This is a genomic window from Microbacterium indicum DSM 19969, from assembly GCF_000422385.1.
Classification (GTDB): domain Bacteria; phylum Actinomycetota; class Actinomycetes; order Actinomycetales; family Microbacteriaceae; genus Microbacterium; species Microbacterium indicum.
Genome location: NZ_AULR01000005.1, coordinates 150,069 through 176,451, shown reverse-complemented (window position 1 = coordinate 176,451; position 26,383 = coordinate 150,069). Strand labels below are relative to the sequence as shown.

At 72.5% G+C, this 26,383-nt stretch carries 22 protein-coding genes; 14 read left to right on the top strand and 8 right to left on the bottom strand.

What is annotated here, in order from left to right; translation table 11 throughout:
• Positions 1 to 432: hypothetical protein (locus H576_RS16880; RefSeq protein WP_211215784.1), on the top strand; the 432-nt coding region annotated here is incomplete at its 5' end.
• Positions 433 to 462: 30 nt separating this feature from the next.
• Here the strand turns inward: H576_RS16880 and H576_RS14910 are convergent.
• The 5 genes from H576_RS14910 to H576_RS0107960 all read right to left on the bottom strand — a co-directional run bounded on the left by H576_RS14910 (position 463) and on the right by H576_RS0107960 (position 5,375).
• Positions 463 to 879, bottom strand: a complete 417-nt coding sequence (locus H576_RS14910; RefSeq protein ID WP_051172423.1) for a hypothetical protein — start codon at positions 877 to 879, stop codon at positions 463 to 465.
• A gap of 106 nt (positions 880 to 985) precedes the next feature.
• Complete coding sequence (locus H576_RS14905) at positions 986 to 1,885, bottom strand: cytochrome b/b6 domain-containing protein (RefSeq protein WP_051172420.1); 900 nt, start codon at positions 1,883 to 1,885, stop codon at positions 986 to 988.
• Between the two features lie 108 nt (positions 1,886 to 1,993).
• On the bottom strand, positions 1,994 to 3,964 hold the full coding sequence (locus H576_RS14900; protein WP_051172418.1) for a bifunctional metallophosphatase/5'-nucleotidase: 1,971 nt from the start codon (positions 3,962 to 3,964) through the stop codon (positions 1,994 to 1,996).
• A 134-nt stretch (positions 3,965 to 4,098) separates the two neighbouring features.
• Positions 4,099 to 4,872 (bottom strand): coenzyme F420-0:L-glutamate ligase, encoded by a 774-nt coding sequence (gene cofE, locus H576_RS0107965; protein WP_029150501.1) that lies wholly within the window; start codon positions 4,870 to 4,872, stop codon positions 4,099 to 4,101.
• Complete coding sequence (locus H576_RS0107960; protein ID WP_029150500.1) at positions 4,869 to 5,375, bottom strand: GNAT family N-acetyltransferase; 507 nt, start codon at positions 5,373 to 5,375, stop codon at positions 4,869 to 4,871. The genes cofE and H576_RS0107960 overlap by 4 nt, the downstream gene beginning before the upstream one ends.
• A gap of 193 nt (positions 5,376 to 5,568) precedes the next feature.
• Between H576_RS0107960 and ddaH the strand changes: the two genes are divergently transcribed.
• From ddaH to H576_RS0107935, 5 genes are read left to right on the top strand one after another with little or no spacing between them, the layout of a single operon-like run.
• On the top strand, positions 5,569 to 6,432 hold the full coding sequence (gene ddaH, locus H576_RS0107955; protein ID WP_051172416.1) for a dimethylargininase: 864 nt from the start codon (positions 5,569 to 5,571) through the stop codon (positions 6,430 to 6,432).
• Positions 6,429 to 7,607: an ornithine--oxo-acid transaminase gene (rocD, locus tag H576_RS0107950; protein WP_245559140.1), complete on the top strand. Its 1,179-nt coding sequence runs from the start codon at positions 6,429 to 6,431 to the stop codon at positions 7,605 to 7,607. Before ddaH ends, rocD begins: the two co-directional genes overlap by 4 nt.
• A gap of 53 nt (positions 7,608 to 7,660) precedes the next feature.
• Positions 7,661 to 9,313, top strand: a complete 1,653-nt coding sequence (locus H576_RS0107945; RefSeq protein ID WP_029150497.1) for a circularly permuted type 2 ATP-grasp protein — start codon at positions 7,661 to 7,663, stop codon at positions 9,311 to 9,313.
• Positions 9,307 to 10,239 (top strand): alpha-E domain-containing protein, encoded by a 933-nt coding sequence (locus H576_RS0107940; RefSeq protein WP_029150496.1) that lies wholly within the window; start codon positions 9,307 to 9,309, stop codon positions 10,237 to 10,239. Before H576_RS0107945 ends, H576_RS0107940 begins: the two co-directional genes overlap by 7 nt.
• Positions 10,236 to 11,081, top strand: a complete 846-nt coding sequence (locus tag H576_RS0107935; RefSeq protein ID WP_029150495.1) for a transglutaminase family protein — start codon at positions 10,236 to 10,238, stop codon at positions 11,079 to 11,081. Before H576_RS0107940 ends, H576_RS0107935 begins: the two co-directional genes overlap by 4 nt.
• Here the strand turns inward: H576_RS0107935 and H576_RS0107930 are convergent.
• Positions 11,065 to 11,892 (bottom strand): helix-turn-helix domain-containing protein, encoded by an 828-nt coding sequence (locus H576_RS0107930; protein ID WP_036319944.1) that lies wholly within the window; start codon positions 11,890 to 11,892, stop codon positions 11,065 to 11,067. The two genes, H576_RS0107935 and H576_RS0107930, sit on opposite strands and share 17 nt — an antisense overlap.
• 138 nt (positions 11,893 to 12,030) lie before the next feature.
• On the opposite strand from H576_RS0107930, the gene H576_RS0107925 reads away from it, so the two are divergent.
• From H576_RS0107925 to H576_RS14895, 3 genes are all read left to right on the top strand, one after another.
• Positions 12,031 to 12,762, top strand: a complete 732-nt coding sequence (locus H576_RS0107925; protein WP_029150493.1) for an SDR family NAD(P)-dependent oxidoreductase — start codon at positions 12,031 to 12,033, stop codon at positions 12,760 to 12,762.
• 71 nt (positions 12,763 to 12,833) lie between these two features.
• Positions 12,834 to 16,739 (top strand): Pls/PosA family non-ribosomal peptide synthetase, encoded by a 3,906-nt coding sequence (locus tag H576_RS0107920; protein ID WP_029150492.1) that lies wholly within the window; start codon positions 12,834 to 12,836, stop codon positions 16,737 to 16,739.
• A complete protein-coding gene (locus H576_RS14895; protein WP_051172414.1) occupies positions 16,736 to 18,076 on the top strand; it encodes a M1 family metallopeptidase in 1,341 nt (446 codons plus the stop codon). Before H576_RS0107920 ends, H576_RS14895 begins: the two co-directional genes overlap by 4 nt.
• A gap of 84 nt (positions 18,077 to 18,160) precedes the next feature.
• Here the strand turns inward: H576_RS14895 and H576_RS16140 are convergent, their stop codons facing one another.
• Together H576_RS16140 and H576_RS0107905 are read right to left on the bottom strand one after the other, a co-directional pair.
• Positions 18,161 to 18,643, bottom strand: coding sequence for a 4'-phosphopantetheinyl transferase family protein (locus H576_RS16140; protein ID WP_051172412.1), 483 nt, complete (start codon positions 18,641 to 18,643; stop codon positions 18,161 to 18,163).
• Between the two features lie 8 nt (positions 18,644 to 18,651).
• A complete protein-coding gene (locus H576_RS0107905; RefSeq protein WP_029150491.1) occupies positions 18,652 to 19,665 on the bottom strand; it encodes a LacI family DNA-binding transcriptional regulator in 1,014 nt (337 codons plus the stop codon).
• Between the two features lie 146 nt (positions 19,666 to 19,811).
• On the opposite strand from H576_RS0107905, the gene H576_RS0107900 reads away from it, so the two are divergent.
• The 5 genes from H576_RS0107900 to H576_RS0107880 all read left to right on the top strand — a co-directional run bounded on the left by H576_RS0107900 (position 19,812) and on the right by H576_RS0107880 (position 26,331).
• Entirely contained in the window at positions 19,812 to 20,171 is a 360-nt protein-coding gene (locus H576_RS0107900; RefSeq protein ID WP_342664877.1) for an L-rhamnose mutarotase, read from the top strand.
• A 17-nt stretch (positions 20,172 to 20,188) separates the two neighbouring features.
• Positions 20,189 to 21,352, top strand: a complete 1,164-nt coding sequence (gene rhaI / locus H576_RS0107895; RefSeq protein ID WP_029150489.1) for an L-rhamnose isomerase — start codon at positions 20,189 to 20,191, stop codon at positions 21,350 to 21,352.
• A 15-nt stretch (positions 21,353 to 21,367) separates the two neighbouring features.
• Positions 21,368 to 23,404, top strand: coding sequence for a bifunctional rhamnulose-1-phosphate aldolase/short-chain dehydrogenase (locus H576_RS0107890; RefSeq protein ID WP_029150488.1), 2,037 nt, complete (start codon positions 21,368 to 21,370; stop codon positions 23,402 to 23,404).
• 112 nt (positions 23,405 to 23,516) lie between these two features.
• On the top strand, positions 23,517 to 24,926 hold the full coding sequence (locus H576_RS0107885; protein ID WP_029150487.1) for a rhamnulokinase: 1,410 nt from the start codon (positions 23,517 to 23,519) through the stop codon (positions 24,924 to 24,926).
• A 58-nt stretch (positions 24,927 to 24,984) separates the two neighbouring features.
• Entirely contained in the window at positions 24,985 to 26,331 is a 1,347-nt protein-coding gene (locus H576_RS0107880) for a multidrug effflux MFS transporter (protein WP_084502571.1), read from the top strand.
• Positions 26,332 to 26,383 lie beyond the last annotated feature (52 nt).

Below are 26,383 nucleotides of genomic sequence, written 5' to 3'. Positions count from 1 at the left end.
GGGGTGATGCGATGGACCGCCCCGAGCGGGCGCGGGTACGACACGCACCCCCGATCCCGAGTCTTCTTCCGCGAGGCCGAACACACCACCCCACCGGGCGACGACGCCGGGGCGGGACGGCACGACCCGAACCCGAACCAGAGCCAGAACCCCAACTCGAGCCCGGACCCGGTCGGGCAACCCGGTGCCGCCCCGTCCGGTGTCGTGTGGTCCGATCTCGACCTGCCGGGGGCCGTGTGGTCCGAGTTCGATACCTCCGAGTTCGATACCTCCGAGTTCGAGTGGCCCGAGCCCGCGGCCTTCGATCTCGTGCCGCCCGAGTCTGGGCCGATCGATCCCGATGACTGCTTCTACACGCCCGACCCGGAGGGCGACGCGGCGAACCCCGACCCGGATCCGTACCCCGAGTTCCCCGTCCTCACGACGGTCTGATCCGCGCGTCGCTCCCCGGGCGACGTGCCCTCAGCGGCGGCGGAGCGCCCAGCCGATGAGAGCCGTGACGATGCCCGACCCCGCGACGAATGCCGCGAGGCCGTATGCCATCACCGAGGTGAAGAGCGAGGCCCGCAGGGTCGTCGCCTGGTAGACCGACTCGCGGATCGGGTCGTCCATCGCGAGGTCGGCGAACGACTGCCCGCCCGACATGCTGGCGATGTCCTGCGCGAGGACCTGGGCCTGCGCGAAGGCCGAGAGCGGGTCGGCGACCGTCGCGCCCGCGAGGAACGGCGCGGCGTCGCCGACGACGATGTTCTCGGCGCGGAGCTGGGTCGTGATGAGGATCCACGCCGCGACCGCGGCCGCGATCATGACGAGTCCGGCGAGGACGACGATCGTTCCGATGACGGGCGAACGGCGTGAGAGGGGTGCTGCGTCGTGCATGGCGTCTCCTGGAGTAGGCGGGATGGGCGACGAGTCTCAATCGATTGCCTGTGCAACCAATTGACGAGCGAAGCTACGGGCCCCACCTGCGTCCGAGCCGGGAGAACTACTTCGTCTTCATGAGACGGACGTCGCCCGTCCGCGCCGCGGGCTTCGCGATCCAGGGATCCCGGCGGGCCGCGATCCACCCCACGACCATGACCACGACGGTCGCGGCGAAGATCCAGAACCCCGTCCAGCTCACGGCGTCCTGGCCGCCGTACATGTGGTTGAGGTTCCGCAGCGCCCCCGTGGCGAAGACGAGCCCGACGTGCACGACGACGAACGCGACGAAGAAGAGCATCGTCGGGAAGTGCAGGCGCTTCGCGAGCTCCGTGGGGAACCAGGTCCATGTCTTGGGCCAGAACGCGCTCAGCCGGTACCCCGTGACGGCCGCGACGGGCGCCGCGAGGAACACGATCGCGAAGTAGCTCAGCTGCTGCAGCGCGTTGTAGTTCGCCCACCCGTTGTGGGTCGGCCAGTCGAGCGACACGTACTGGATGAGGGCCGACAGCGCGTTCGGGAAGACCTCCCAGCTCGTCGGCACGATCCGCGCCCAGTGGCCCGTCGCGAACAGAAGCACGACGAAGACGATGCCGTTGAGGATCCACAGCACGTCGACCGCGACATGCGCCCACAGCGCGAGCGACATCCGGCGCTTCTTCACGCGCCGCGACGTCCACAGGCCGCCGGCCCGCTTCTCGTGCCGCACCCGCAGGCCCGTGCGGATGATCATGACGAGGAAGAACGCGTTGAGGAAGTGCGTCCACGACACGAAAGCGGGGATCCCCGGCGCCGTCTGCTCGAGGATCGCCCCGTCGCCGGGGAAGCGCGTGAGGAACGCCTGCCAGGGCTCCGTCGCGACGAGCGCGCGCGTCGCGAACACGACGCACCAGGCGATGAGCACGAGCGCCGCCGCGGCGAAGAGCCCGGCGACGACCTGGATCCACGTCGGGCGTCTCGTCACGGATCCATTCTTACCGAACGGATCCGCACGGCCGCTCAGCGTATTGCGTCGTGAGGCGCCGCAGGGGGCGCGAGGGCCGAAGCCCCCGCGCCCCCTGCGGGCCGTGGATCAGGCGCGGCGCGAGCGAGCGCGCATCGCGATGATCGCACCGGCCGCGATCAGCGCCGCGGCGCCGAACGCGATGGCGATCGCGGGCGAGCCGCCCGTCGCGATGAGCGAGCCGCCGTCGGCGCCCGGCGTCGGCGTCGTCGACGCGGCGGGGACGATCGGGGCGTCCGACGGAGCATCGGTCGGGGCCGTCGTCGCCGAGGGCGTCGTCGGCTCGGTCGTGGGCTCCGAGGTGGGCTCCGAGGTGGGCTCCGAGGTGGGCTCGGTCGTCGGCGTCGGCGTCGGCGTCGGCGTCGGCGTCTCGGCCGGCTCGGCGTAGACGACGGCGCGGCCGAGGGGCGCGGGGTCGACGACGTCGTGCTCGGCGAAGTAGTCGACCGTCGACTCGAGGTCGACGAGGCCCGCGTCGACCGCCGCCGCGCTGTTGAAGGCCGTGAAGCCGTCGCCGCCCGCCGAGACGAACGAGTTGGTCGTCACGGTGTAGGTCGCGCTCTCGTCGATCGGCTCGCCGTTCAGGGTCATCGACATGATCGTTCCGGTGCCGTCGGCGTTGTCGACGTACTCGTAGCTGAAGCCGTCGGAGACGCCGAGCTGCAGCTTCGGGCGCTCGGCGCCGGGCTGCCACTGCTCCTCGAGCAGCTGCTTGATCGCGGCGCCCGTGAGCTCGGTCGTCGTGATCGTGTTGGCGAAGGGCTGCATGTCGGCCGCCGCCTTGTAGGTGACGGTGCCGTCCTCGCCGTACAGGATGTCGGCGCGGATGCCGCCCGCGTTCATGACCGCGAGGTCGGCCGGCTCGCCGCCGTACTTCGCGTAGTCGGTCGTCGCCCAGAGGTAGATGTCGGCGATCGTGTTGCCGGCCGTCGACTCGACGCCGCGGTCGTCACCCGAGGGGTCGCCGCCGCGCAGGATGTCGCCCGACACCTGGCCGACGACCTGGGTGCCCTCTTCCTCGGCCGTCGCGACGGCCGCGTCGACGATCGGCGCGAGCGCCGGGTCCTCGGAGTAGAGCGAGGCGCCCTCGTCGTCGTAGGTCGGCATGATCTCGGCGCTCGCCGTGACCGCGCCCGTCGCGTTGTCGACCGAGAGGTCGATGTCGCCGAACTCCTCGCCGTACTGGCCCTGCTGGATCACGGTGCGCCCGTCGATCACGCAGTTGTAGGTCTGGTGCGTGTGCGCCGAGATGATGACGTCGATGTCGCTCGTCGCGTTCGTCACGAGGTTCGAGAAGTCGGTGTTCTCGCCCATGAGCTGGTCGCAGGTGACGTCGTCGCCCTCGCTCGAGGCGAAGCCCGAGTGCGTCAGCAGCACGATCGCCTGGGCGCCCTCGCCCTTGAGCGTCTCGGCCTCGCGGTTGGCCGCCTCGACCTGGTCGCCGAACTCGATGTCCTCGATGCCCGTGGGCGAGACCTTCGTCGCGGTCTCGGGGGTCACGGTGCCGATGAATCCGACCTTGACGCCGCCGATCTCCTTGATCGTGGATCCGGGGAGCGCGGGCTCGGTCGTGCCCTTCTTGTACACGTTCGCGCCGAGCGTGAGGTCGGCGGCGTCCGCGCCGGCCGCGGCGTACGTGTCGGTCACGCGGCCCACGAGGTCGTCGTAGCCCTTGTCGAACTCGTGGTTGCCGACGGCCGAGACCTGCAGGCCCGCGGCGACGAGGCCCTGCATCGTCGGGGTGTCCTGCGAGATGAACGACGTGAAGGTCGAGGCGCCGATGTTGTCGCCCGCCGAGATCAGCATCGTGTTGGGGTTCTCGGCCGTGTACTGCTCGACGATCGTCGAGAGGCCGGCGACGCCCGTCGCGCCGCTCGTCTGCTCGAGGCGACCGTGGAAGTCGTTGATCGAGAGCAGCTGGATGTCGGTCGTGCCCTCGTCGGTCGTGGCGGCCGTCGCCGCCTGAGGGACGAGCAGCATGCTGCCGGCGAGACCGAGGGCCGCGGCGGCGACGATGCTGCGCTTCGTGGTCGAACGCATGGGGATCCTTCGCTGTGTGAGTGAGGGAGGCGCCGTCGGGACGGGGCGCACTCCATCTTTAGTACACACAGGACGTTTCGTGTGCGTGGCCTGGATTGTGAACGGGGGATGAACGAGGCGTCAGACCGCGCGTCTCACCCTTGGACGGATCGTCCGGCCTCGTATCCGTCGGCGTAGGCCTCGTCGTAGCCCTTGCGGAACATGTCGGTCGGTCCCGTGCGCGGGATCGAGCGCGCGCCGGGCAGATCGAGCGGTCCCACGAGGTCGCCGCGCCCGCGGATCACGGCCACGGGGAGTCCCGACGCCTTGCCCTTCACGAGGTCGGCCGCGCTGCACAGCTCGTCGGCGACGCACGGGAGCGTGACCGAGAGCTCGCGGCCCTGCGCGTCGGCGGATCCGCGGAGGTCCTCGAAGACGCGCACGCCGCCCGCGCCGATCGCCTGGTCGACCTGGCCGTCGCGCCAGGCGCGGCCGAGGGTGTCGCTCAGGAGGACGCCGACGTCGATGCCGAAGCGCTCGCGCAGGGCCGCCGCGAGGGCGCGCGCGGAGGCGTCGGGATCGAGCGGGAGGAGGAGGATCGTGCCCTCGGGGGTGTTCGACGCGTCGACGCCCGCCGCCGCGGCGACGATGCCGAGCCGGCTCTCGACGATGCGGGTCGTGTGCCCCGTCGCCGGGTTGGTGCGGCTCGCGACGACCCGGACGGTCTCGGCCGTGATCGCGTCCTCGCGATCGTCGGCCTCGACGAAGCGGCCCTCGGCCTTCGAGACGATCTTGCTCGTGACGACCACGACGTCGCCCTGCTCGACGCCCTCGGGCGCGGCCGCGAGCGCGTCGCCGACGACGGCCGCGAGGTCGGCGCCGGACGCGACCTCCCCGATCCCGCCCGGCGCCCAGATCCGGAGGGTCACCGCGAGAAGCGCACTTCGGTGAGCTCCTCGCCGAGGAAGGGCTCGGTGCGCTCGACGCCGTCGAGGCGGAAGCCGCGCTTCGCGTAGAAGTCGGGGCCGCCCGGGTAGCCGCGCGCGATCCAGCCGTAGAGCGGCTCGCCCTCGTCGACGACGGCGTCGAAGAGCGCGCGCCCGATGCCCTTGCGGTGCCACGTGTCGAGCAGGAACACGAAGTACAGCTCGCGCGGCGCGGGGGCGTCGTCGTCGCGGGCGGGGCCCGATCCCGCGAAGCCGACGATCTCTCCGTCGACGAGGGCGGCGGCGTGGCGGTACTCGGGGCCGCGCTCGGCGTAGTTGGCCCACAGATCCGCGAGGCGACGGGGCGAGACGGCCTCGAGCGCGGCGGAGGAGATCATGCCGTCGTAGGTCTCGTGCCAGACCTGGGCGTGAACGCGACCCATGGCCTCCGCGTCGACATCGCGGATGGGTCGGACGAGGACAGCGGGAGCGGTTTCGGTGCTCATGGCGCGAGCCTAGGACCGCCCGCGGCGCGGGAGAAATCGGCATCCCCGCGCATGGATCCCGGCGGGTTCGGCAGGCGGATCCGCGGGCCCGGGTGCCAGAATGATCACGGCGTGCCCCTGCGCAGGTGTTGAGTCACTCCGCGAGGCCCCTGGACGGCGTCCGCCACCCGTTGCATGACGAGGAGCGTCCCACATGTCCCAGCCCACCGAGCTGCCCCAGCCGGCGGAGCGCGTCCAGCAGAGGCGCCGCTATCTGATGTGCCGGCCCGAGTTCTTCACGGTGTCGTACTCGATCAACCCGTGGATGGATCCGAACGAGCCGACCGACACGTCGAACGCCGTCCGCCAGTGGCAGACCCTCTACGACGCCTACATCACGCTCGGCCACGAGGTCGAGCTGATCGAGCCCCAGCCGGGCCTGCCCGACATGGTCTACACCGCCAACGGCGGCTTCGTGATCGACGGCGTCGCCTACCCGCCGAAGTTCCGCTACCAGGAGCGCGCCGGCGAGGAGAGGTGGTTCACCGAGTGGTTCCGCGACAACGGCTTCGAGGTCGCGGGCCCCGACGAGACGAACGAGGGCGAGGGCGACTTCCTCCTCGCGGGCGACGTGATCCTCGCGGGCCGCGGCTTCCGCTCCGACGGCGCGAGCCACCGCGAGCTCGAGCGGATCTACGGCCGCGAGGTCGTGTCGCTGACCCTCGTCGACCCGCGGTTCTATCACCTCGACACGGCGCTCTCGATCCTCGACCCCGTCGTCGAGCCGGGCGCGACGCCCACGATCGCCTACCTGCCGCACGCGTTCGATGAGGAGAGCCAGCGGATCCTCGCGGAGCGCTTCCCGGACGCGATCCACGTGTCCGACGAGGACGGGGCCGTCTTCGGGCTCAACTCGGCGTCGGACGGGAAGAACGTGTTCATCTCACCGCGCGCGAAGGGCTTCGAGAAGCAGCTCGCCGAGCGCGGGTACACGCCGGTCCTCATCGACCTCAGCGAGCTGCTCCTGGGCGGCGGCGGCATCAAGTGCTGCACGCTCGAGCTGCGGAGCGCGAAGTGACGGGCGAGGCGCACGTCGCGCGCAACTACGCCCCGCTCGACGTGACGATCGCCGGCGGCGAGGGCGCCTGGGTCACCGACGCCGACGGCAGGCGCTACCTCGACATGCTCGCCGGGTACTCGGCGCTCAACTTCGGCCACCGCAACCCCGAGATCGTGCGGGCCGCGATGGATCAGCTGCAGCGCGTGACGCTCACGAGCCGCGCCTTCCGCAGCGACGCGCTCGAGCCCTTCGCGGCCGCGCTCGCGGAGCTCGCGGGCAAGGACCTCGTGCTGCCCATGAACACGGGCGCCGAGGCGGTCGAGACCGGCATCAAGGTCGCCCGTGCCTGGGGATACCGCGTGAAGGGGATCCCCGACGGCCGCGCGAAGGTCGTCGTCGCGGCGGGCAACTTCCACGGCCGCACGACGACGATCGTGAGCTTCAGCGACGATCCGGAGGCGCGCGACGGCTTCGGGCCCTTCACGCCCGGTTTCGTGACCGTGCCGTTCGGCGACGCCGACGCGCTCGCCGCGGCGATCGACGACGACACCGCGGCCGTCCTCATCGAGCCGATCCAGGGCGAGGCGGGCATCGTCGTCCCGCCCGACGGCTACCTCCGCCGCGTGCGCGAGATCACGAGCGAGCGGAACGTGCTGTTCGTCGCCGACGAGATCCAGTCGGGCCTCGGCCGCACGGGGCACACGTTCGCGTGCGACCGCGAGGGCGTCGTCCCCGACCTGTACCTCCTGGGCAAGGCGCTCGGCGGCGGGGTCGTCCCCGTGTCGGCGGTCGTCGGCGACGAGGCCGTCCTCGGGGTCCTCGGCCCCGGCCAGCACGGCTCCACGTTCGGAGGCAACCCGCTCGCGGCGGCGGTCGGCCACGCCGTCGTCGACATGCTCGCGACCGGCACCTGGCAGGAGCGCGCGCGGCAGCTCGGCGCGCACCTCGACGCCCTGCTGCAGGCGCTCGTCGGGCACGGCGTCACGGAGGTCCGCACCGTCGGGCTGTGGGCGGGGATCGACATCGACCCCGCCGTCGGGACGGGCCGCGAGGTCACCGAGCGGCTCGCCTCCCGCGGGGTCCTCGCGAAGGACACGCACGGCCAGACGATCCGCTTCGCCCCGCCCCTGACGATCCGGGCGACGGAGCTCGACTGGGCCGTCGAGCAGCTGCAGCTCGTCCTCGCGGGCTGATCCGGACACCGGCGCGAAATCTCCCCGTCACGCCGCCCGCTTAGCGTCGCGGCATGACGGATCTCTTCGCGGGCTACGCGGCGACGGGACGGACCACCGCCGACGGCCTCCCGCCGTTCGACGAGATGTTCGCGGCGCCCGGCGACGCGCGCGACACCTACCGCACCTTCCACGCCGCCCTGGCCCGCATGACGTCCGACGAGCTGCGGGGGCGCACCGACGCCCTCGCCTCGTCGTACCTCGCGCAGGGCGTGACCTTCGACTTCGCCGGCGAGGAGCGGGCGATGCCCGTCGACCCGCTGCCGCGGATCATCCACTACGACGAGTGGGTGCGCGTCGAGGCGGGCGTCCGACAGCGGGTGCGCGCGCTCGAGGCGTTCCTCGACGACGCCTACGGGGCGCAGCGGGCCGTCGCCGACGGGGTGATCCCGGCGAAGCTCGTCGCGTCGAGCGAGTACTTCTCCCGCCAGGCCGCGGGGATCCGCTACGCGAACGGCGTGCGGGTGCACGTCGGCGGCATCGACCTGATCCGCGACGAGCACGGCGAGATGCGGGTCCTCGAGGACAACGTCCGGATCCCGTCCGGCGTCTCGTACGTGATCTCGAACCGCCGGGTCATGGCGCAGACCTTCCCCGAGATGTTCGAGCAGCTCGCGGTGCGGCCCGTCGGCGAGTACCCGACCCGGCTCCTGCAGGCCCTCAAGAACGCCGCGCCCGCGGGCGTCGAGGATCCGTGCATCGTCGTCATGACGCCCGGCGTCTACAACTCGGCCTACTTCGAGCACTCGCTGCTCGCCCGCCTCATGGGCGTCGAGCTCGTCGAGGGGCGCGACCTCGTCTGCACAGGCGGCAAGGTGTTCATGCACACGACGCGCGGGCCGCAGCGCGTCGACGTCATCTACCGCCGCGTCGACGACGACTACATCGACCCCCTGCAGTTCCGCGCCGACAGCGTGCTCGGCACGCCGGGCCTCATGCTCGCGGCCCGGCTCGGCAACGTGACCCTCGCGAACGGCGTCGGAAACGGCGTCGCCGACGACAAGCTCACCTACACGTACCTGCCCGACCTCACGCGCTACTACCTGGGCGAGGAGCCGATCCTCAAGAACGTCGACACGTGGCGGCTCGAGGATCCCGGCGCCCTCGAGGAGGTGCTCGACCGGCTCGACGAGCTCGTCGTCAAGCCCGTCGACGGGTCGGGCGGCAAGGGCCTCGTCGTCGGCCCCGACGCGTCGCGGGCCGAGCTCGACGCGCTGCGCGCGAAGCTCATCGCGGATCCGCGCGGCTGGATCGCGCAGCCCGTCGTCATGCTGTCGACGATCCCGACGATCGTCGACGACGGGATCCGGCCCCGCCACGCCGACCTCCGCCCCTTCGCCGTCAACGACGGGAACGACATCTGGGTGCAGCCGGGCGGGCTCACCCGCGTCGCGCTCCCGGAGGGGCAGCTCGTCGTGAACTCGAGCCAGGGCGGCGGCACGAAGGACACCTGGATCGTCGGCGGCCCCGCCGCGTTCCACTCGGTCGAGTACGGGCGCCGGGCGAGCGTCGCCGACCTCGTCGACGACCAGTCCTCGCCGCCGACCGAGGCGATCCCGATCGTCTACGACGACCAGCCCGCCGTCACGCACTCGCCCCAGGACGAGCCCGCGGCCGAGCAACAGCAACAGCAACAGCAGCAGGCGAGGGGGGAGGCGCCATGCTGAGCCGGATCGCCGAGAGCCTGTTCTGGATCGGACGGTACATCGACAGGGCCGACGGGACCGCCCGGATCCTCGACGTGCACCTGCAGCTGCTGCTCGAGGATCCGTGGGCCGACGAGGACACGGCCTGCCGCTCGATGCTCTCGGTCATGGGCGTCGCGGCGCCCCCGCGCGGCGAGGTCGTGCGGCGCGAGGAGGTCGTCCGCAGGCTCGCCGTCGACCTCGACGAGCCGACGAGCATCGCGTTCTCGGTGCGCGCCGCGCGCGAGAACGCGCGCCGCGCCCGCGAGATCGTGTCGGCCGAGCTGTGGGAGGTCCTCAACACGACCAACAGGCGCATGCCGCGGCGCCTGCGCTCGGGGCAGTCGCACGAGGCCTTCCAGTGGGTCCTCGACCGCTCGGCCCTCGCCTACGGCGTCGTCGAGTCGAACGCGGCGCGCGACGAGTCGTGGCAGTTCTTCACGCTCGGCCGCGCGATCGAGCGGATCGACATGATCGCCCGGCTCCTGGCGACGCGGTCGCTGACCCCCGAGTCGGGCCCGTCGTGGACGACGATCCTGCGCTCCTGCGGCGCGTACGACCCGTTCCTGCGCACCTACCAGGGCGCGCAGAGCGCCGCGGCGGCGGCCGAGTTCCTGCTGCTCGACCGGCTCTTCCCGCGCTCGATCGTGTTCTCGGTCGCGGCGGCCGAGCGATCGCTCGCGGGGATCGACCCGCAGACGGGCCGCGCGGGGCACGCGAATCCCGCGCAGCGGGCGCTCGGGCGGATCCGCCACGAGCTCGAGTACACCCCCGTCGCCGAGATCCTCGACGACCTCCCGGGGCGGATGGAGCGGGTGCAGGCCCTGTCGACGGAGGCGAGCGAGGCGATCCGCCAGCAGTTCTTCCCGACGCAGGCCGAGCCCAGCTGGATCGGAGAGGTCGGATGAAGCGCCTGCGCATCGAGCACGAGACGGGGTTCCGCTACCCGAGCGACGTCACGGCGTCGTACAACGAGGTGCGGATGACGCCCGTCACGACCGAGCGGCAGCTCGTGATGACGACGTCGCTCGACATCGCCCCGCACACGGCCGTGAGCACCTACGTCGACTACTTCGGAACCCACGTCGCGGCGTTCGAGGTGCTGACGGCGCACGACGACCTGACGATCACGGCGCGGAGCGTCGTCGAGGTGCGGCCGAGGGACCTCGAGCCCGTCGACCTCACCTGGGCCGAGCTCGCGGCGGCCGCGGCGGCCGCGGTTCCGACCGTCGAGCAGATCGCCCAGACCCCGCGCACCGAGCCGCACGAGGAGGTCCGGGCCATCGCGGCGGGGATCGCGGCGGCCGAGGCCAACCCGGATCGCGCGGCGCAGGAGATCCTCCGCGCCGTCGCGGCGCGCGTCAGGTACGTCCCGGGCGCGACCGACGTGTCGACGACGGCGGCCGACGCGTGGGCCGCGGGCGAGGGCGTGTGCCAGGACATCACCCACATCGCGCTCGGGGCCCTCCGCTCGGTCGGCATCCCCGCGCGCTACGTGTCGGGGTACCTGCACCCGCAGGCCGAGCCGGCGATCGGCGAGACCGTGACGGGCGAATCGCACGCGTGGGTCGAGTGGTTCGCGGGCGAGTGGCGGGGATGGGATCCGACGAACGCGATCGAGATCTGCGACCGGCACGTGCAGGTCGGACGCGGGCGCGACTACACCGACGTCCCGCCCCTGCGCGGGGTCTACGCCGGGCCGTCGGGGAGCGAGCTCGGGGTCCGCGTCGCGATCACGCGCGAGGCGTGAGGGCGGGACCCGCGATCGAGGAGCCCAGGAGGCGCAGCCTCTCGGCCGACGTCTCGTCGGACGCGTAGTAGACGACGAGCGTCACGGCCTCGACGGGCAGCTTCTCGCGATGCAGGGTGAGGTCGCCGACGACGGGATGACGAACCTCCGCGGTGCCACCCGCCAGCTCGCGCACGTCGTGCCGCGCCCAGAGATCGCGGAACCGAGCCGAGGCGAGTGACAGCTCGCCGACGAGCTCCCGGACCCGCGGGTCGTCCTCCTGCCCCCGCACCGTTCCGCGGAACGCGGCGACGAACCCGCGGACCTGCAGCTCCCACTCGGCGTGGAAGTCGCGCTCGGCGGGGTCGAGCAGGAGCGACCTCAGCCGGTTCTCTCCCGGGACGAGGCGCGGAGAGAGCGCACGGGCGAGCGCGTTGGACGCGAGCACGTCGTATGCGCGCCCCTCCACGAAAGCCGGGACACCGAGTGCCGACAGCATCGCGTCGAGCCGCGGCGGTACGCGCTCGGCATGTCCCGGACGCCGGCGCACGGGAGCCGGCTGCGCCAGCTCCAGCAGGTACTGCCGCTCGACATCGTCGAGCTGCAGAACCCGGGCGAGCGCCGACAGCACCTGCTCCGACGGGTGCGCGTCGCGCCCGCGCTCGAGCCGCAGGTAGTAGTCGGCGCTGATGCCCGCGAGCATCGCGACCTCCTCGCGTCGGAGGCCGGGCACGCGGCGACGCCCTCCCCCGGGGATCCCCGCCCGCTCCGGCGTGACGAGGTCACGCCGCGCGCGCAGGTAGTCGCCGAGGCGGTTCCGGTCGGGATCCATGCTCCACACGCTACGACCACGCGACGGACGAGGGGATGCCCCGCCGGACCCCTGGATGAGCGCGGCACTCCCTGGGGGCGAAGCGCGACCACACGATGGATCCGAGCCCCGAGTACGGGGCGCAGACGAGGAGAGACCATGAACATCACCGCACGCACCGCGTTCATCGCCGGGGGGACCACGGGCATCGGAGCGGCACTCGCCGCCCGCCTGCGCGAGGCCGGGAGCACCGTCATCGTCGGAGGACGGGCTGCCGAGGGCGACGGCCGGGTCCGCATCGACGTCACCGATCCCCTGTCGATCGCCCGCGCCCGCGACGCGATCCTCCTGGCACACCCGGACCTCGATCTCGTCGTCACGATGGCGGGCATCATGCCGATCGAGGACCTCCGTGACCCCGCCCACGCGGCGGAGGCGGAGCGGGCGGTCGAGATCAACCTGCTCGGCACCATGCGCGTGGTCGACGCCTTCATGCCGCACCTTCTCGCGCGCGGATCGGGCGACATCGTCACGGTGTCGTCCGGCATCGGCTTCCTGCCGTTCCCGCCGATGCCGAGCTACGGCGCGACGAAGGCCGGCGTCCACGCCTACAGTGAGGCGCTGCGCGCGCAGCTCGCCGGAACGGGCATCGGCGTCACGGAGCTCGTGCCGCCCGCCGTCGCGAACGCGGGGCAGGAGCGGATCAACCCCGCCGCTCTGCCGATGGGAGAGTTCCTCGACGAGGTCATCGGTCTCATCGTCCGCGAACCGACCCCGAACGAGGTGGTCGTCGAGGCGGCGCAGCACCTGCGCTGGGCCGAGAGGGACGGCAGCTACGCCGAGCAGCTCGAACGCCGTTCGGCCGCGCTCGCGACGCTCCTCGCGCGCTGACGGGCCCCCTGCCGTTCACCTCGCCTCGGTAGGATCCTGGGGCTCGAGCCGCTGGATCCCAAGGAGACCCCGTGACCGATCCCTTCGACCGCTCCGGCCTCGCCGCACCCGAGCGCACGCTCATCGACGTCGTGCGCGCGACGGCCGAACGGCACCCCGACGCCTCGGCGCTCGAGGACGAGGGCGGCGCGCTCAGCTACGCCGAGCTCCTCGCCCACGTCTGGCGCACAGCCGCGCGGCTGCGCGACGCGGGCGTGCGGCCGGGCGACAGGGTCGGCGTGCGCATGCCCTCGGGCAGCCGCGAGCTCTACGTCGCGATCCTGGGCATCATGGCGGCGGGCGCCGCCTACGTCCCGGTCGACGCCGACGACCCGCAGGAGCGCGCCGACCTCGTCTTCGGCGAAGCGCACGTCGCGGGCATCGCCCAGGAGCACGCCTACGTCGCGGCGGACGGATCCGAGACCGACCTCTTCGACGGCGACGACCCCGAGCCCGGCGGCGAGCCGCTCGTCGATCCGCCGACGCCCGACCACGACGCGTGGATCATCTTCACCTCCGGCTCGACCGGCGTGCCGAAGGGCGTCGCGGTGCGCCACCGCTCGGCCGCCGCGTTCGTCGACGCCGAGGCGAACCTCTTCCTGCAGGAGCAGCCCCTCGGCCCCGGTGACCGCGTGCTCGCGGGCCTCTCGGTCGCGTTCGACGCGTCGTGCGAGGAGATGTGGCTCGCGTGGCGCCACGGAGCCTGCCTCGTCCCGGCGCCGCGCGCGCTCGTGCGCTCGGGCGAGGACCTCGGCCCCTGGCTCCTCGGGCACGGGATCACGGCGGTCTCGACCGTCCCCACCCTCGCGGCGCTCTGGCCGCAGGACGCGATCGAGAACCTGCGCCTCCTCATCTTCGGCGGCGAGGCGCTGCCTCCCGAGCTCGCCTCACGCCTCGTCGGCCCCGACCGCGAGGTGTGGAACACGTACGGGCCGACCGAGGCGACGGTCGTCGCGTCGGCGGCGAAGATGGACGGATCCGCCCCGATCCGCATCGGCCTGCCGCTCAACGGCTGGATCCTCGCGGTCGTCGACGGCGAGGGCGAACGCGTCGCCGAGGGCGAGACGGGCGAGCTCGTCATCGGCGGGGTCGGCCTCGCGCGCTACCTCGACCCCGAGAAGGACGCCGAGAAGTACGCGCCCATGCCGTCGCTCGGCTGGGACCGCGCCTACCGCTCGGGCGACCTCGTGCGCTCCGAGAGCGAGGGGCTCGTCTTCATGGGCCGCGCCGACGACCAGGTGAAGGTCGGCGGCCGCCGCATCGAGCTCGGCGAGGTCGAGAGCGCGCTGCAGAACCTGCCCGACGTGTCGGCGGCCGCCGTGACGGTGCAGAAGTCCGAGGGCGGCGTCTCGCTGCTCGTCGGCTACGTCGTCCCCGCGGAGGGCTTCGAGCGATCCGCGGCGCGCGCCCAGCTCGCCGAGTCGCTTCCCGCGCCGCTGATCCCGCTCATCGCCCTCATGGACGAGCTGCCCGTGCGCGTCTCGGGCAAGGTCGACAAGAAGGCGCTCCCGTGGCCGCTCGAGACGGGCGAGATCGACTCCTCGCTCACGGGCACGGCCGCGTGGCTCGCCGAGCAGTGGGCCGCCGTGCTCGGCGCGCCGCCCGAGAGCGCCGACGCCGACTTCTTCGAGCTCGGCGGCGGGTCCCTCGCGGCGGCGCAGCTCGTGTCGCGGATCCGCGCCCGCGCCCCCGAGTTCACGATGGGCGACGTCTACGACCTGCCCCGGCTCGGGCAGATGGCCGCGGCCGTCGAGAACGAGTCCGAGGACGAGGACCAGGCGCCCGCGACCTTCTCGACGGCGTCGCCGACCCCGCGCTCGATGCGGTGGCTGCAGACCCTCCTCGAGGTTCCGCTCTTCATCCTGAGCGGCGCGCGCTGGGTCCTCTGGCTGCTCGCGGCGGGCTGGATCCTGAACCTCTTCCCGGGCTTCGGCTTCCTGCCGACGGCGCCGTGGTGGGCGATCGCGATCGGGCTCGTCGTCTTCGCGACGCCGTTCGGGCGCATGGGCATCGCGGCCGCGGCGGCCCGCCTCCTGCTCGGTGGCGTCGCGCCGGGCGACCACCGCCGCGGCGGGGGCGTGCACCTGCGGCTCTGGCTCGCCGAGCAGATCGGCGCGCAGATCGACGCCGTCGGGCTCGCGGGCGCGCCCTGGGTCGTGCAGTATGCGCGGCTCCTCGGGGCGAAGATCGGCCGAGACGTCGACCTCCACGCGCTCCCGCCGATCACGGGCATGCTCGAGATCGGCGACGGGGCCTCGATCGAGCCCGAGGTCGACCTCACGGGCTACTGGATCGACGGCGACACCGTCCGCATCGGCGGAATCCACGTCGGCGCCGGCGCGACGATCGGCGCGCGCAGCACCCTCGCCCCCGGGGCCAAGGTCGGCCGCGGGGCCGAGATCGCGCCCGGCTCGAGCGTCTTCGGGCGCGTGAAGGCCGAGCAGCGCTGGGCCGGATCCCCCGCCGTGCGCGTCTCGGGGAAGTCGGCGCCGCTCGCGGCCGGCGACCCGCCCCGCCGCAACGGCTGGATGGCGGCCTACGCGCTCTCCTCGATCGGCCTCGCGCTCCTGCCCTTCGTCGCGTTCGCGACGGGAGGCGCCGTCCTCGCCTGGGGCGCGCGCGGATCCGACTCGCTCCTCGGCGCCGTCGGGGCTCTCGCGGCGTGGCTCGTGCCCGCGACACTCGTGATCGGCGTCGTCTACGCCGGGGCCGTCGTGATCCTCGTGCGCCTGCTCTCGATCGGACTGCGGCCCGGGGTGCACCCGTCGCGCTCGCGCATCGCGTGGCAGGCCTGGACGACCGAGCGGCTGCTCGACGCGTCGCGCACCTTCCTCTTCCCGATCTACTCGAGCATGTTCACCGCCGTGTGGCTGCGCATGCTCGGCGCGAAGGTCGGGAAGAACGTCGAGGCGTCGACGGTCCTGCTGCTGCCCTCGCTCAGCCGCATCGACGACGGCGCCTTCCTCGCCGACGACACGATGCTCGCGACCTACGAGCTGCGGGGCGGGTGGATGCGCCTCGGCGAGGCGCGGATCGGCAAGCGCGCCTTCCTCGGCAACTCGGGCCTCGCGTCGGCGGGACACAAGGTTCCGAAGGACGCGCTCGTCGCGGTTCTCGGCGTCGCACCCGACAAGGCGAAGGCGCGGTCGTCCTGGCTCGGATCCCCCGCCATGCGCCTGCGCCGCGTCGTCAACGAGGCCGACGCCGAGCGCACCTACGCGCCGTCGGCGGGCCTCCGCGTCGCCCGCGCGCTGTGGGAGATGTGCCGCATCGTGCCGGTCTTCGCGACCGTCGGGCTCGGCGTCGCGGTGCTCGTCGCGCTCGGCCTCCTCGCCGAGGCGTGGGGCGTGTGGGCGGCCGTGCTGCTGTCGGGCGTCGTCCTCCTCGCGGCGGGCGCCGTCGCGGCGCTCGTGACGACGGCCGCGAAGTGGATCTTCGTCGGCGTCATCCGGGCGGGCGAGCACACGCTCTGGTCCAGCTTCGTGTGGCGCACCGAGGTCAGCGACACCTTCACCGAGATGCTCGCGGCGCCGTGGTTCGCGAACGCGGCGGCGGGTACTCCGGCGCTCGCATTCTGGCTGCGCACCCTCGGGGCGAAGATCGGGCACGGCGTGTGGACCGACAGCTACTGGCTGCCCGAGCCCGACCTCGTGACCCTCGGAGACGGATCCGTCGTCAACCGCGGTTCTGTGGTTCAGACCCATCTGTTCCATGATCGTGTGATGGCGACTGACACCGTGACGCTCGAACAGGGCGCGACCCTCGGCCCGCACAGCGTGATCCTCCCCGCCGCCTCGATCGGACACGACGCGACCGTCGGGCCCGCGTCGCTCGTCATGCGCGGCGAGTCCGTGCCCGCGGGTTCGCGGTGGAGCGGCAACCCCATCGGCCCGTGGCGGGCCGTCAAGGTCCGCGCCTACGCGGAGAGCGCCGAATGACGGGCGGCGACGCCTACGCCCCACGCAGCGGTGACGTCGACATCTCGGTCGACCGCTACGAGCTCGAGCTCGACTACAAGGTCTCGGCCAACCGGCTCGCCGGCACCGCGACGATCACGGGGCGCGCCGTGCGCGACACGAAGGGGATCTCCTTCGACCTCGTCGGCCTGCGCGCGTCGAAGGTGCGCGTCGCGGGCGACAAGGGCGCGAGCTTCAAGCAGAGCGACCACAAGCTCAAGATCCGGCTGGGCCGCGCGCTCGCCGCGGGGGACACGTTCGAGATCGAGGTGACCTACGCGGGATCCCCCCGCCCGCGGCGCACGCCCTGGGGATCCCTCGGCTGGGAGGAGCTCGACGACGGCGTCATCGTCGCGTCGCAGCCCACGGGCGCGCCCACGTGGTTCCCGTGCGACGACGTGCCGAGCGACAAGGCGAGCTACCGGCTCGAGCTCACGACCGACGCGGGGTACGCGGTCGCGTCCGGCGGCTTCGTCTCGCGCCGGGCGGCCCGCGGCAGGCGCACGTGGGTGTTCGAGCGCGACGAGCCGACCGCCACGTACCTGATGACGGTGCAGATCGGCCGCTACCTGCGGCGCGAGGTCGACCTCGGGGGCGTGCGCGGCGAGATCCTCCACCCGCGCGGGATCGCGCCGCGCGTCGCCCGCGACTTCCGCGACCTGCCGCGCATGGTCGAGGTCTTCTCCGAGGCGTTCGGGCCGTATCCGCTGCCCGACTACACGGTCGTCGTGACGGAGGACGACCTCGAGATCCCGCTCGAGGCGCAGGGCGGCGCGGTCTTCGGGGCGAACCACATCGACGGGCGCGGATCCCTCGAGCGCCTCATCGCGCACGAGCTCGCGCACCAGTGGTTCGGCAACAGCGTGGGCCTCGCGCAGTGGCGCGACATCTGGCTCAACGAGGGCTTCGCCTGCTACGCCGAGTGGATCTGGTCGGAGGCGTCGGGCGGCCCGACCGCGCACGCGCTCGCTCTCGCGCACCACGCCCGCCTCGCGCGCGAGCCGCAGGACATCGTCGTCTCGGATCCGGGTGCGGCCGACATGTTCGACGACCGCGTCTACACGCGCGGCGCGCTCACGCTCCACGCGCTGCGGCTCACGATCGGCGACGACGCCTTCTTCGCGGTGCTGCGCGCGTGGACCGAACGGTTCCGCCACGCGACCGCGACCCCGCGCGACTTCATCGCGGTCGCCGAGGAGGAGTCGGGATCCGCCCTCGCCCCCCTCTTCGGCCGCTGGCTCGACCGCGCCCCGCTCCCGGCGCTGCCCCCGTCCGACCTCCCGTCGGCCCCGGCGTCGCTGGGCCCCCGCTTCGCCTGAGCGCCCCGCCGCCCCTTCCGGGTGCGCATGTGGTCGCGGATCCGGGGTGCGGGCGACCGTTCGCGTACCCGGAGCGGGCGGACCTCAGCGCAGGAGCGCGAGGGATGCGACGTAGCCGTCCGGGCCGGGGGCGTCCGCGAGGGCGAGCTCGACGCCGCCCGGCAGCTCGGCACGGCCGGGGGAGAGGACGACCGCGGCCGGAGAGATCCGCAGCCCGCGCCCGTCGGCCTTCACGGCCGCCTCGATGCGGGTCCAGTCGCGGATCGACGGGGGATCCTCCGGCGCGAAGAGCGGCCCGAGCTCGGCGGCGCGGGTGTCGTCGGCGCGCTCGATGTCGATCCCGACCGCCCGGGCACCCGGCGCGGCCGCGACGATCGCGAGACCGTCCGCGTAGCTGATCGAGATCGGCACGGGCGACCCTGCGACGAACGGCCGGCCGTGGGCCGCGGATCCGCACCGCGGGCAGGCGTGCGCGATCTCGGCCGCCGGGTCGCCGACGAGCGACCGGACGAGCGCGAGCGGATCCGGCCCCCACGCGACCGAGGCGGCGCCGATCCCCGAGCCCACGCTGGCCCTCAGGACGACCGGGCGAGGCTCGAGCCGCGCACCACGAGCTCGGGGGCGAACTCGATGTGCTCGGGCTCGCGGCCCGGGTCGTCGCTCAGCTGCCCCAGCAGCCGCAGGGCGGTGGATCCGATGAGCCGCGCCGGCTGCCGCACGGACGTCAGCGGCACGACGGTCGACTGCGCGAAGTCGATGTCGTCGTAGCCGACGAGGGCGATGTCGTCGGGGATCCGGATCGATCCGAGCATCACGAGCGCCTGCATGACGCCGACCGCGAGGAGGTCGTTCGCCGCGAAGACCGCGTCGGGCCGGTCGGCGGCCGCGCGGGCCGCGATCGCCGTCCCCGCCTCGCGGCCCGCGAGAACCGTGAGCTGGGCGGTCGAGATCGGCTCGAGCGTCGCCCCCGCGACCTCGGCGACGGCGCGCCTGGCGCCCGCGAGTCGCCCGGCGACCTGGCTCAGCCCGCGCTGTCCCCCGACGAACGCGATCCGCCGGCGCCCCTGATCCAGCAGGTGCCGCGTCGCGAGGTAGCCGCCGCGTTCGTCGTCGACCGAGACGGACGAGAAGGGGGATCCGGCCGCGTGGCGGTCGACGAGGACGACGGGAATCCCGTGCTCCTGCAGCCGCGACGCCGTCTCGGGCACCTCGGCCTGCGGCGAGAGCAGCACCCCGCGCACGCGCTGCTCCTCGAAGAGCTCGAGGTAGCGGGTCTCGCGCTCGGCCTGCTCGTCGCTGCTGCCCAGCAGAACAGCGAGGGTCTGCGCCGCGGCCTCGTCCTCGGCGCCGCGGGCGACCTCGGCGAAGAAGGGGTTGCCGGCGTCGAGCACGATGAGGCCGACGGTCGCGCTGCGGCCCGCCCGAAGCTGCCGCGCGGCGTCGTTGCGCACATAGCCGAGGTCGTCGATCGCGGTGCGCACCCGCTCGACGGTCGCGGCGGCGACGGCGGTCGGCCGGTTGAGCACGTTCGAGACGGTTCCGACGGAGACGCCCGCTCGGTTCGCGACATCGCGGATGCTGACAGCCATGCGGCTCCTCCCCAGGTCGTCCGTCGATCGTATCGACCCCTCGGCGCGGGGCGATGAGCGGATCTGCGCGCTTTCGGAGATCGGGTTTGCGGATCGCCCGTCCGTGTGGTCATAATGAAACGATTCAACATGAGGGAGCCTCGATGATGAGCGACACCGCGACGCGGGTGGCCTTCCGGCTGCGCGTCAGGCCCGAGCTGCTGGACGAGTATCTGCGGCGCCACGACCCGATCTGGCCCGAGATGCTGCGCGAGATCGCGGCGTCCGGGCGGCGCGGCTACTCGATATTCCACGCGGGCGGCGGAGAGCTCATCGGCGTCTACGAGACCGGCGACGACCGGGCCTCGCAGGCGTACCTCGCCGCGAGCGAGGTCGCGGCGCGGTGGGAGGCCGAGATGGCCCGCTTCTTCGTCGACCAGGAGGGGCGGGCGGATCAGGACGCCGAAACGCTCCCCGAGATCTTCCACCTCGAAACCCAGCTGCACGCGCTCGACGGCGACGCGTGAGAGAGAAAGGCACGACCATGAGCATCCTCAGCCAGGAGATCCTCGACCAGCTCGCGGGCCAGTCGATCGAGCTGCCCTCGTGGGCGTTCGGGAACTCGGGCACGCGCTTCAAGGTGTTCGGCACCCCCGGCACCCCGCGCGACCCGTTCGAGAAGATCTCCGACGCCGCCCAGGTGCACCGGCTCACGGGCCTCGCCCCCGCCGTCGCGCTCCATATCCCGTGGGACATGGCCGACTTCGGGGATCTCGCGAAGCACGCCGAGGACGAGGGCGTCTCGCTCGGGACGATCAACTCGAACACCTTCCAGGACGACGACTACAAGTTCGGCGCCCTGACGCACGAGGACGCGGCGATCCGGCGCAAGGCGATCGACCACCACCTCGCGTGCATCGACGTCATGCACCAGACGGGGTCGCGCGACCTGAAGATCTGGCTCGCGGAGGGATCCAACTACCCGGGCCAGGCCGACATGCGCGGCCGCCAGGACCGCCTGCACGACTCGCTCCAGACGATCTACGACGCGCTCGGCGACGATCAGCGCCTCGTGCTCGAGTACAAGTTCTTCGAGCCCGCGTTCTATCACACCGACGTCCCCGACTGGGGAACCTCCTTCGCGCAGGTCTCGGCGCTCGGCGAGCGCGCGATGGTGTGCCTCGACACGGGCCACCACGCGCCGGGCACGAACATCGAGTTCATCGTCATGCAGCTGCTGCGGCTCGGGAAGCTCGGCTCGTTCGACTTCAACAGCCGCTTCTACGCCGACGACGACCTCATCGTGGGCGCGGCCGACCCGTTCCAGCTGTTCCGGATCATCTTCGAGGTCATCCGCGGAGGCGGATACCTGAACCCCGACGTCGCGTTCATGCTCGACCAGTGCCACAACGTCGAGAACAAGATCCTGGGCCAGACTCGATCCGTCCTCAACGTGCAGGAGATGACGGCGCGCGCCCTGCTCGTCGACCTCGAGGCGCTGCGGAAGGCGCAGCTCGACGGCGACGTCCTCGGCGCGAACCAGGTGTTCATGGACGCGTTCTACACCGACGTGCGCCCCGCGCTCGCCGAGTGGCGCGAGAGCCGGGGCTTCCCGGCCGACCCGATGGCGGCGTACGTCGCGTCGGGCTACCAGCAGAAGATCGAACAGGAGCGCGTCGGCGGCCAGCAGGCCAGCTGGGGCGCCTGATCTCAGGAAGAAGAGATGACGAACCAGACGGTCACGGACCTGCTCGCGCGCTCGAACCGACTCGGCGCCGATCCGAAGAACACGAACTACGCGGGCGGCAACACGTCGGCGAAGGGCACCGAGATCGACCCCGTGACGGGCGAGCCCGTCGAGCTGCTGTGGGTCAAGGGATCCGGCGGCGACCTCGGGACGCTGAAGGAGTCGGGCCTCGCCGCCCTCCGCCTCGACCGCATGCGCGCGCTCGCGAACGTGTACCCGGGCATCGAGCGCGAGGACGAGATGGTCGCGGCATTCGACTTCTGCCTGCACGGCAAGGGCGGGGCCGCCCCGTCGATCGACACCGCGATGCACGGCCTCGTCGACGCCGCGCACGTCGACCACCTCCACCCCGACAGCGGCATCGCGATCGCGACCGCCGCCGACGGCGAGGAGCTCACGGCGAAGATCTTCGGCGACCGCGTCGTGTGGGTGCCGTGGCGCCGCCCCGGCTTCCAGTTGGGACTCGACATCGCCGCGATCAAGGCCGCGAACCCGCAGGCGATCGGCACGATCCTCGGCGGCCACGGGATCACGGCGTGGGGCGACACGAGCGAGGAGACCGAGCGCAACTCGCTCTGGATCATCGAGACCGCCGCCGCGTACATCGCCGAGCGCGGATCCGCGGATCCCTTCGGCGCCGTCCGGCCGGGCTTCGAGGCGCTCCCCGCCGCCGAGCGCCGCGCGAAGGCCGCCGCCCTCGCGGCGACGATCCGCGGCATCGCGTCGCAGGACGCGCCCATGGTCGGCCACTTCACTGATGCCGAGGCCGTGACCGACTTCCTCGCGTCGGAGAAGGCGCCCGCCCTCGCCGCCCTCGGCACGAGCTGCCCCGATCACTTCCTCCGCACGAAGGTCAAGCCGCTGATCCTCGACCTCCCGGCATCGGCCTCGATCGAGGAGTCGGTCGCGCGCCTCAAGGAGCTGCACGAGGAGTACCGCGCCGACTACGCCGCGTACTACGAGCGCTACGCGACCGACGCGTCGCCGGCGATGCGCGGCGCGGATCCCCTCATCGTCCTGATCCCGGGCGTCGGCATGTTCAGCTACGGCCGGAACAAGCAGACGGCGCGCGTCGCGGGCGAGTTCTACGTCAACGCGATCGGCGTCATGCGCGGCGCCGAGGCGCTCTCGACGTACTCCCCGATCTCCGACGAGGAGAAGTTCCGGATCGAGTACTGGGCGCTCGAGGAGGCCAAGCTCCAGCGCATGCCCGCGCCGAAGACCCACCAGGGCCGCATCGCGTTCGTGACCGGCGCGGCGTCGGGCATCGGCAAGGCGATCGCCACGCGCCTCGCGAAGGAGGGCGCCTGCGTCGTCGTCGCCGACCTCGACCTCGAGAAGGCGCGCGCCGCGGCGGCCGAGCTGGGCGGATCGGACGTCGCGATCGGCGTCGCCGCGAACGTCGCCGACGCCGCGGGCGTCCAGGCCGCGATCGACGAGACGCTCCTCGCCTTCGGCGGGATCGACCTCGTCGTGAACAACGCGGGCCTCTCGCTCTCCAAGCCGCTGCTCGAGACGACCGAGAAGGACTGGGATCTGCAGCACGACGTGATGGCGAAGGGATCCTTCCTCGTCGCCCGCGCCGCCGCGAAGCCGCTCATCGAGCAGGGCATGGGCGGCGACGTGATCTACATCTCGTCGAAGAACAGCGTCTTCGCGGGCCCCAACAACATCGCGTACTCGGCGACGAAGGCCGACCAGGCCCACCAGGTGCGCCTCCTCGCGGTCGAGCTCGGCGAGCACGGCGTCCGGGTCAACGGCATCAACCCCGACGGCGTCGTGCGCGGATCCGGGATCTTCGCGGGCGGCTGGGGCGCGCAGCGTGCCGCGACCTACGGGGTCAAGGAGGAGGACCTCGGCCAGTTCTACGCGAACCGCACGATCCTGGGGCGCGAGGTCGTGCCCGAGAACGTCGCCGACGCGGTCTACGTGCTGACGGGCCCCGAGCTCAGCCGCACGACGGGCCTGCACATCCCCGTCGACTCGGGCGTCGCGGCGGCGTTCCTGCGGTAGCGCCCGCACGACTACGGCAGGAGCCGTGGTCGCCCGGCGGCGGGCCCTGCGATCCCGCGGGTCCCGCCGCCGCCTCCTCACGTTCTGCCGTACTTCTGCATCAGGACCCCTCATGACAGCACTTGCCGCCATCGACCTCGGCGCCACGAGCGGCCGCGTGATCGTCGGCCGATTCGCCGACGGATCCCTCGAGATGGAGACCGTCGCGCGGTTCCCGAACGCGCCCGTCCGCACGCCGAGCGGGCTCCACTGGGACGTCACGGCGCTCTACCGGGGCGCCCGCGACGGCCTCGCCGAGGCGTTCCGGGCCGCGCCCGACATCGCCTCGATCGGGGTCGACTCGTGGGCCGTCGACTACGCCCTGCTGCGGGGCGACAGGGTGCTCGGCGAGCCGTTCCACTACCGCGACGAGGAGCGCACGGCTCGCGGGCCGGGGCTCGTGCACGCGCGCACGCCGTTCGCCGAGCTGTACCCGCGCAACGGGCTGCAGTTCCTCGCGTTCAACACGCTCTACCAGCTCGCGACAGAGGGCGACATGCTCGACGTCGCCGACGCGCTCCTCCTCATCCCCGACCTCTTCGGGTGGATGCTCACGGGGGAGCGGGTCGCCGAGCGCACCAACGCGTCGACGACGGGCCTCCTCGACGTGACGACGCGCGAGTGGGACGCGGATCTCCTGAGCCGGATCGGCGTCCCCGCGGGGCTGCTGCCGCGGCTCGTCGACCCGGGCGACCGCGTCGGCGGGCTCCTGCCGCACGTCGCTCGGGAGGTCGGCGGATCCGCCCCCGTCGTCGCCGTCGGATCGCACGACACGGCGTCGGCGGTCGCGGCCGTGCCGATGCGGGCCGACCGCGCCGCGTACATCTCGTGCGGCACGTGGGGGCTCGTGGGCGTCGAGACCGAGCGGCCGATCCTCACGGACGCGGCGCGCGAGGCGAACTTCACCAACGAGGGCGGCGTCGACGGCCGCACGCGCTTCCTGCACAACGTCATGGGCCTCTGGCTGCTCAGCGAGACGATCCGCGAGTGGGAGCGGGCGGGGGAGCGGATCGACCTCCCGGCCCTCCTCGCCGAGGCGGCCGAGGTGCGCGGATCCGTGGGGATCTTCGACGCGAACGACCCCGTCTTCCTGCCGCCGGGCGACATGCCGGGGCGCATCGCGGCCTGGCTGCGCGAGCACGATCGGCCCGTCCCGGAGTCGCGCGCGGCGTTCGCGCGCTCGATCGTCGAGAGCCTCGCCGCGGCCTTCGCGGGGGCCGTCGCGACGGCGAGCGCGCTGTCGGGCGTGCCCGTCGAGACGATCCACGTCGTCGGAGGCGGAGCCCTCAACGCCTTGCTGTGCCAGCTCACGGCCGACCGATCGGGGATCCCGGTCGAGGCGGGGCCCGTCGAGGCGACGGCGATCGGGAACCTGCTCATCCAGGCCCGCGCCGCGGGGGCTGTGTCGGGCGACCTCGAGGCGCTCAGGTCGGTCGTCGCGGGGGCCTTTCCCCCCGTGCGCTACGAGCCCCGACGCCAATAGACTTTTCCAGTTGCGCACGGCTGCGCGACGGAACAGCACGAGCGAAGGCGACCGCGTGATGCACGAGAACGAACATACCCACCGCCTGCCCACGTCGACGGGCCTCATCCCGATCCCGACGGGCACCATCACGGTGCCCGATGCGGTGCGCGACGCCGCGGGCGAGCGCGCGTCGGTGCACCCCGGTGACCGCTTCTCGGTGCGCCGCCGCACGCTCTACGTCCTGCTGCTCGGCGCGCTCACGGCGCTCGGGCCGTTCACGGTCGACCTGTACCTGCCGGCGTTCCCCGTGCTGGAGGCCGACTTCCACACGACGAGCGCGGCGATCCAGCTGACCCTCACGGGCACGATGGTGGGCTTCGCGATCGGCCAGCTGATCATCGGCCCGCTGAGCGACGCCGTCGGCCGGCGCACGCCGCTCCTCATCGCGACGTCGCTGCATCTCGTGTCGTGCCTCGCGGCGGCTTTCGCGCCCGACCTCGTGACCCTCGGCATCATGCGCGTCCTCATGGGCGTCGGCGCGGCGGGAGGCGGCGTCGTCGCGATGGCGATGGTGCGCGACCTGTTCGGCGGTCAGCGCCTCGCGATCATGCTCTCGCGGCTCGCCCTCGTCACGGGCGTCGCGCCCGTGATCGCGCCGCTCATCGGATCCGCGCTCCTCGGGGCCATGCCGTGGCGCGGGATCTTCATCGTGCTGTGCTGCTACGGCGCGGTGATCCTCGCGTGCGCGCTGTTCGGCCTGCCCGAGACGCGGCCCAAGGCGGATCGGATCACGGCGCAGACCACCTCGGTCCGCCACCGCTACCGCGTCGTCTTCTCGGACCGCGTGTACGTCGGCTGCCTCATCATCGGCGCCATGGGGTTCTCGGGCCTGTTCTCGTACCTCTCGTCGTCGTCGTTCCTCTTCCAGACGACCTACGGGCTCTCGGCGTTCCAGTACGGCATGCTCTTCGCCGCGAACTCGATCGGGCTCGTGATCGGCAACCAGATCGCGGCGCGCCTCGCGACCCGCATCGGGCCGCAGTGGGTGCTCGCGGGGTCGACCGTCTCGCTGCTCGTGATGTCGGCGCTGATCCCGGTCGGGGCGCTCGTGACCGACAGCGTCTTCGGCGTCGCGGTGCCGCTCTTCCTCTTCATGACCTCGTGCGGCTTCACGTTTCCGTGCGCGCAGGTCCTGGCGCTCGATCGGCACCCCGACGCGGCCGGCACGGCGGCGTCGGTCCTCGGCGCGGCGAACAACGGCGTCGCGGGCCTCATCTCGCCGCTCGTGGGCGTCGTCGCGGGACTGACAGGAGGGATCACGCCCCTCTCGATGTCGTCGATCATGATCGCCTGCGCGGTCGTCGGCATCGCGGCGCTCTGGTTCGTCGTCCGCCCCCGCACGCTGGGGCTGCTCGCCGCCTGACCTGGTGCGCGAAAACGGCTCCTCCCGGCGCGCGGAGGGGCCGTTTTCGCAC

What these genes read in the sequence shown, in the direction of transcription:
- H576_RS14895 (WP_051172414.1), top strand. Translation starts at nt 16,736, where the DNA reads ATGACGGGCGGCGACGCCTACGCCCCACGCAGCGGTGACGTCGACATC.
- H576_RS0107880 (WP_084502571.1), top strand. Translation starts at nt 24,985, where the DNA reads ATGCACGAGAACGAACATACCCACCGCCTGCCCACGTCGACGGGCCTC.
- H576_RS0107905 (WP_029150491.1), bottom strand. Translation starts at nt 19,665, where the DNA reads ATGGCTGTCAGCATCCGCGATGTCGCGAACCGAGCGGGCGTCTCCGTC.
- H576_RS0107885 (WP_029150487.1), top strand. Translation starts at nt 23,517, where the DNA reads ATGACAGCACTTGCCGCCATCGACCTCGGCGCCACGAGCGGCCGCGTG.
- H576_RS0107925 (WP_029150493.1), top strand. Translation starts at nt 12,031, where the DNA reads ATGAACATCACCGCACGCACCGCGTTCATCGCCGGGGGGACCACGGGC.
- H576_RS0107935 (WP_029150495.1), top strand. Translation starts at nt 10,236, where the DNA reads ATGAAGCGCCTGCGCATCGAGCACGAGACGGGGTTCCGCTACCCGAGC.
- H576_RS0107945 (WP_029150497.1), top strand. Translation starts at nt 7,661, where the DNA reads ATGACGGATCTCTTCGCGGGCTACGCGGCGACGGGACGGACCACCGCC.
- H576_RS0107890 (WP_029150488.1), top strand. Translation starts at nt 21,368, where the DNA reads ATGACGAACCAGACGGTCACGGACCTGCTCGCGCGCTCGAACCGACTC.
- H576_RS14910 (WP_051172423.1), bottom strand. Translation starts at nt 879, where the DNA reads ATGCACGACGCAGCACCCCTCTCACGCCGTTCGCCCGTCATCGGAACG.
- H576_RS0107960 (WP_029150500.1), bottom strand. Translation starts at nt 5,375, where the DNA reads ATGAGCACCGAAACCGCTCCCGCTGTCCTCGTCCGACCCATCCGCGAT.
- H576_RS14900 (WP_051172418.1), bottom strand. Translation starts at nt 3,964, where the DNA reads ATGCGTTCGACCACGAAGCGCAGCATCGTCGCCGCCGCGGCCCTCGGT.
- H576_RS0107940 (WP_029150496.1), top strand. Translation starts at nt 9,307, where the DNA reads ATGCTGAGCCGGATCGCCGAGAGCCTGTTCTGGATCGGACGGTACATC.
- ddaH (WP_051172416.1), top strand. Translation starts at nt 5,569, where the DNA reads ATGTCCCAGCCCACCGAGCTGCCCCAGCCGGCGGAGCGCGTCCAGCAG.
- H576_RS0107900 (WP_342664877.1), top strand. Translation starts at nt 19,812, where the DNA reads ATGAGCGACACCGCGACGCGGGTGGCCTTCCGGCTGCGCGTCAGGCCC.
- rhaI (WP_029150489.1), top strand. Translation starts at nt 20,189, where the DNA reads ATGAGCATCCTCAGCCAGGAGATCCTCGACCAGCTCGCGGGCCAGTCG.
- H576_RS0107930 (WP_036319944.1), bottom strand. Translation starts at nt 11,892, where the DNA reads ATGGATCCCGACCGGAACCGCCTCGGCGACTACCTGCGCGCGCGGCGT.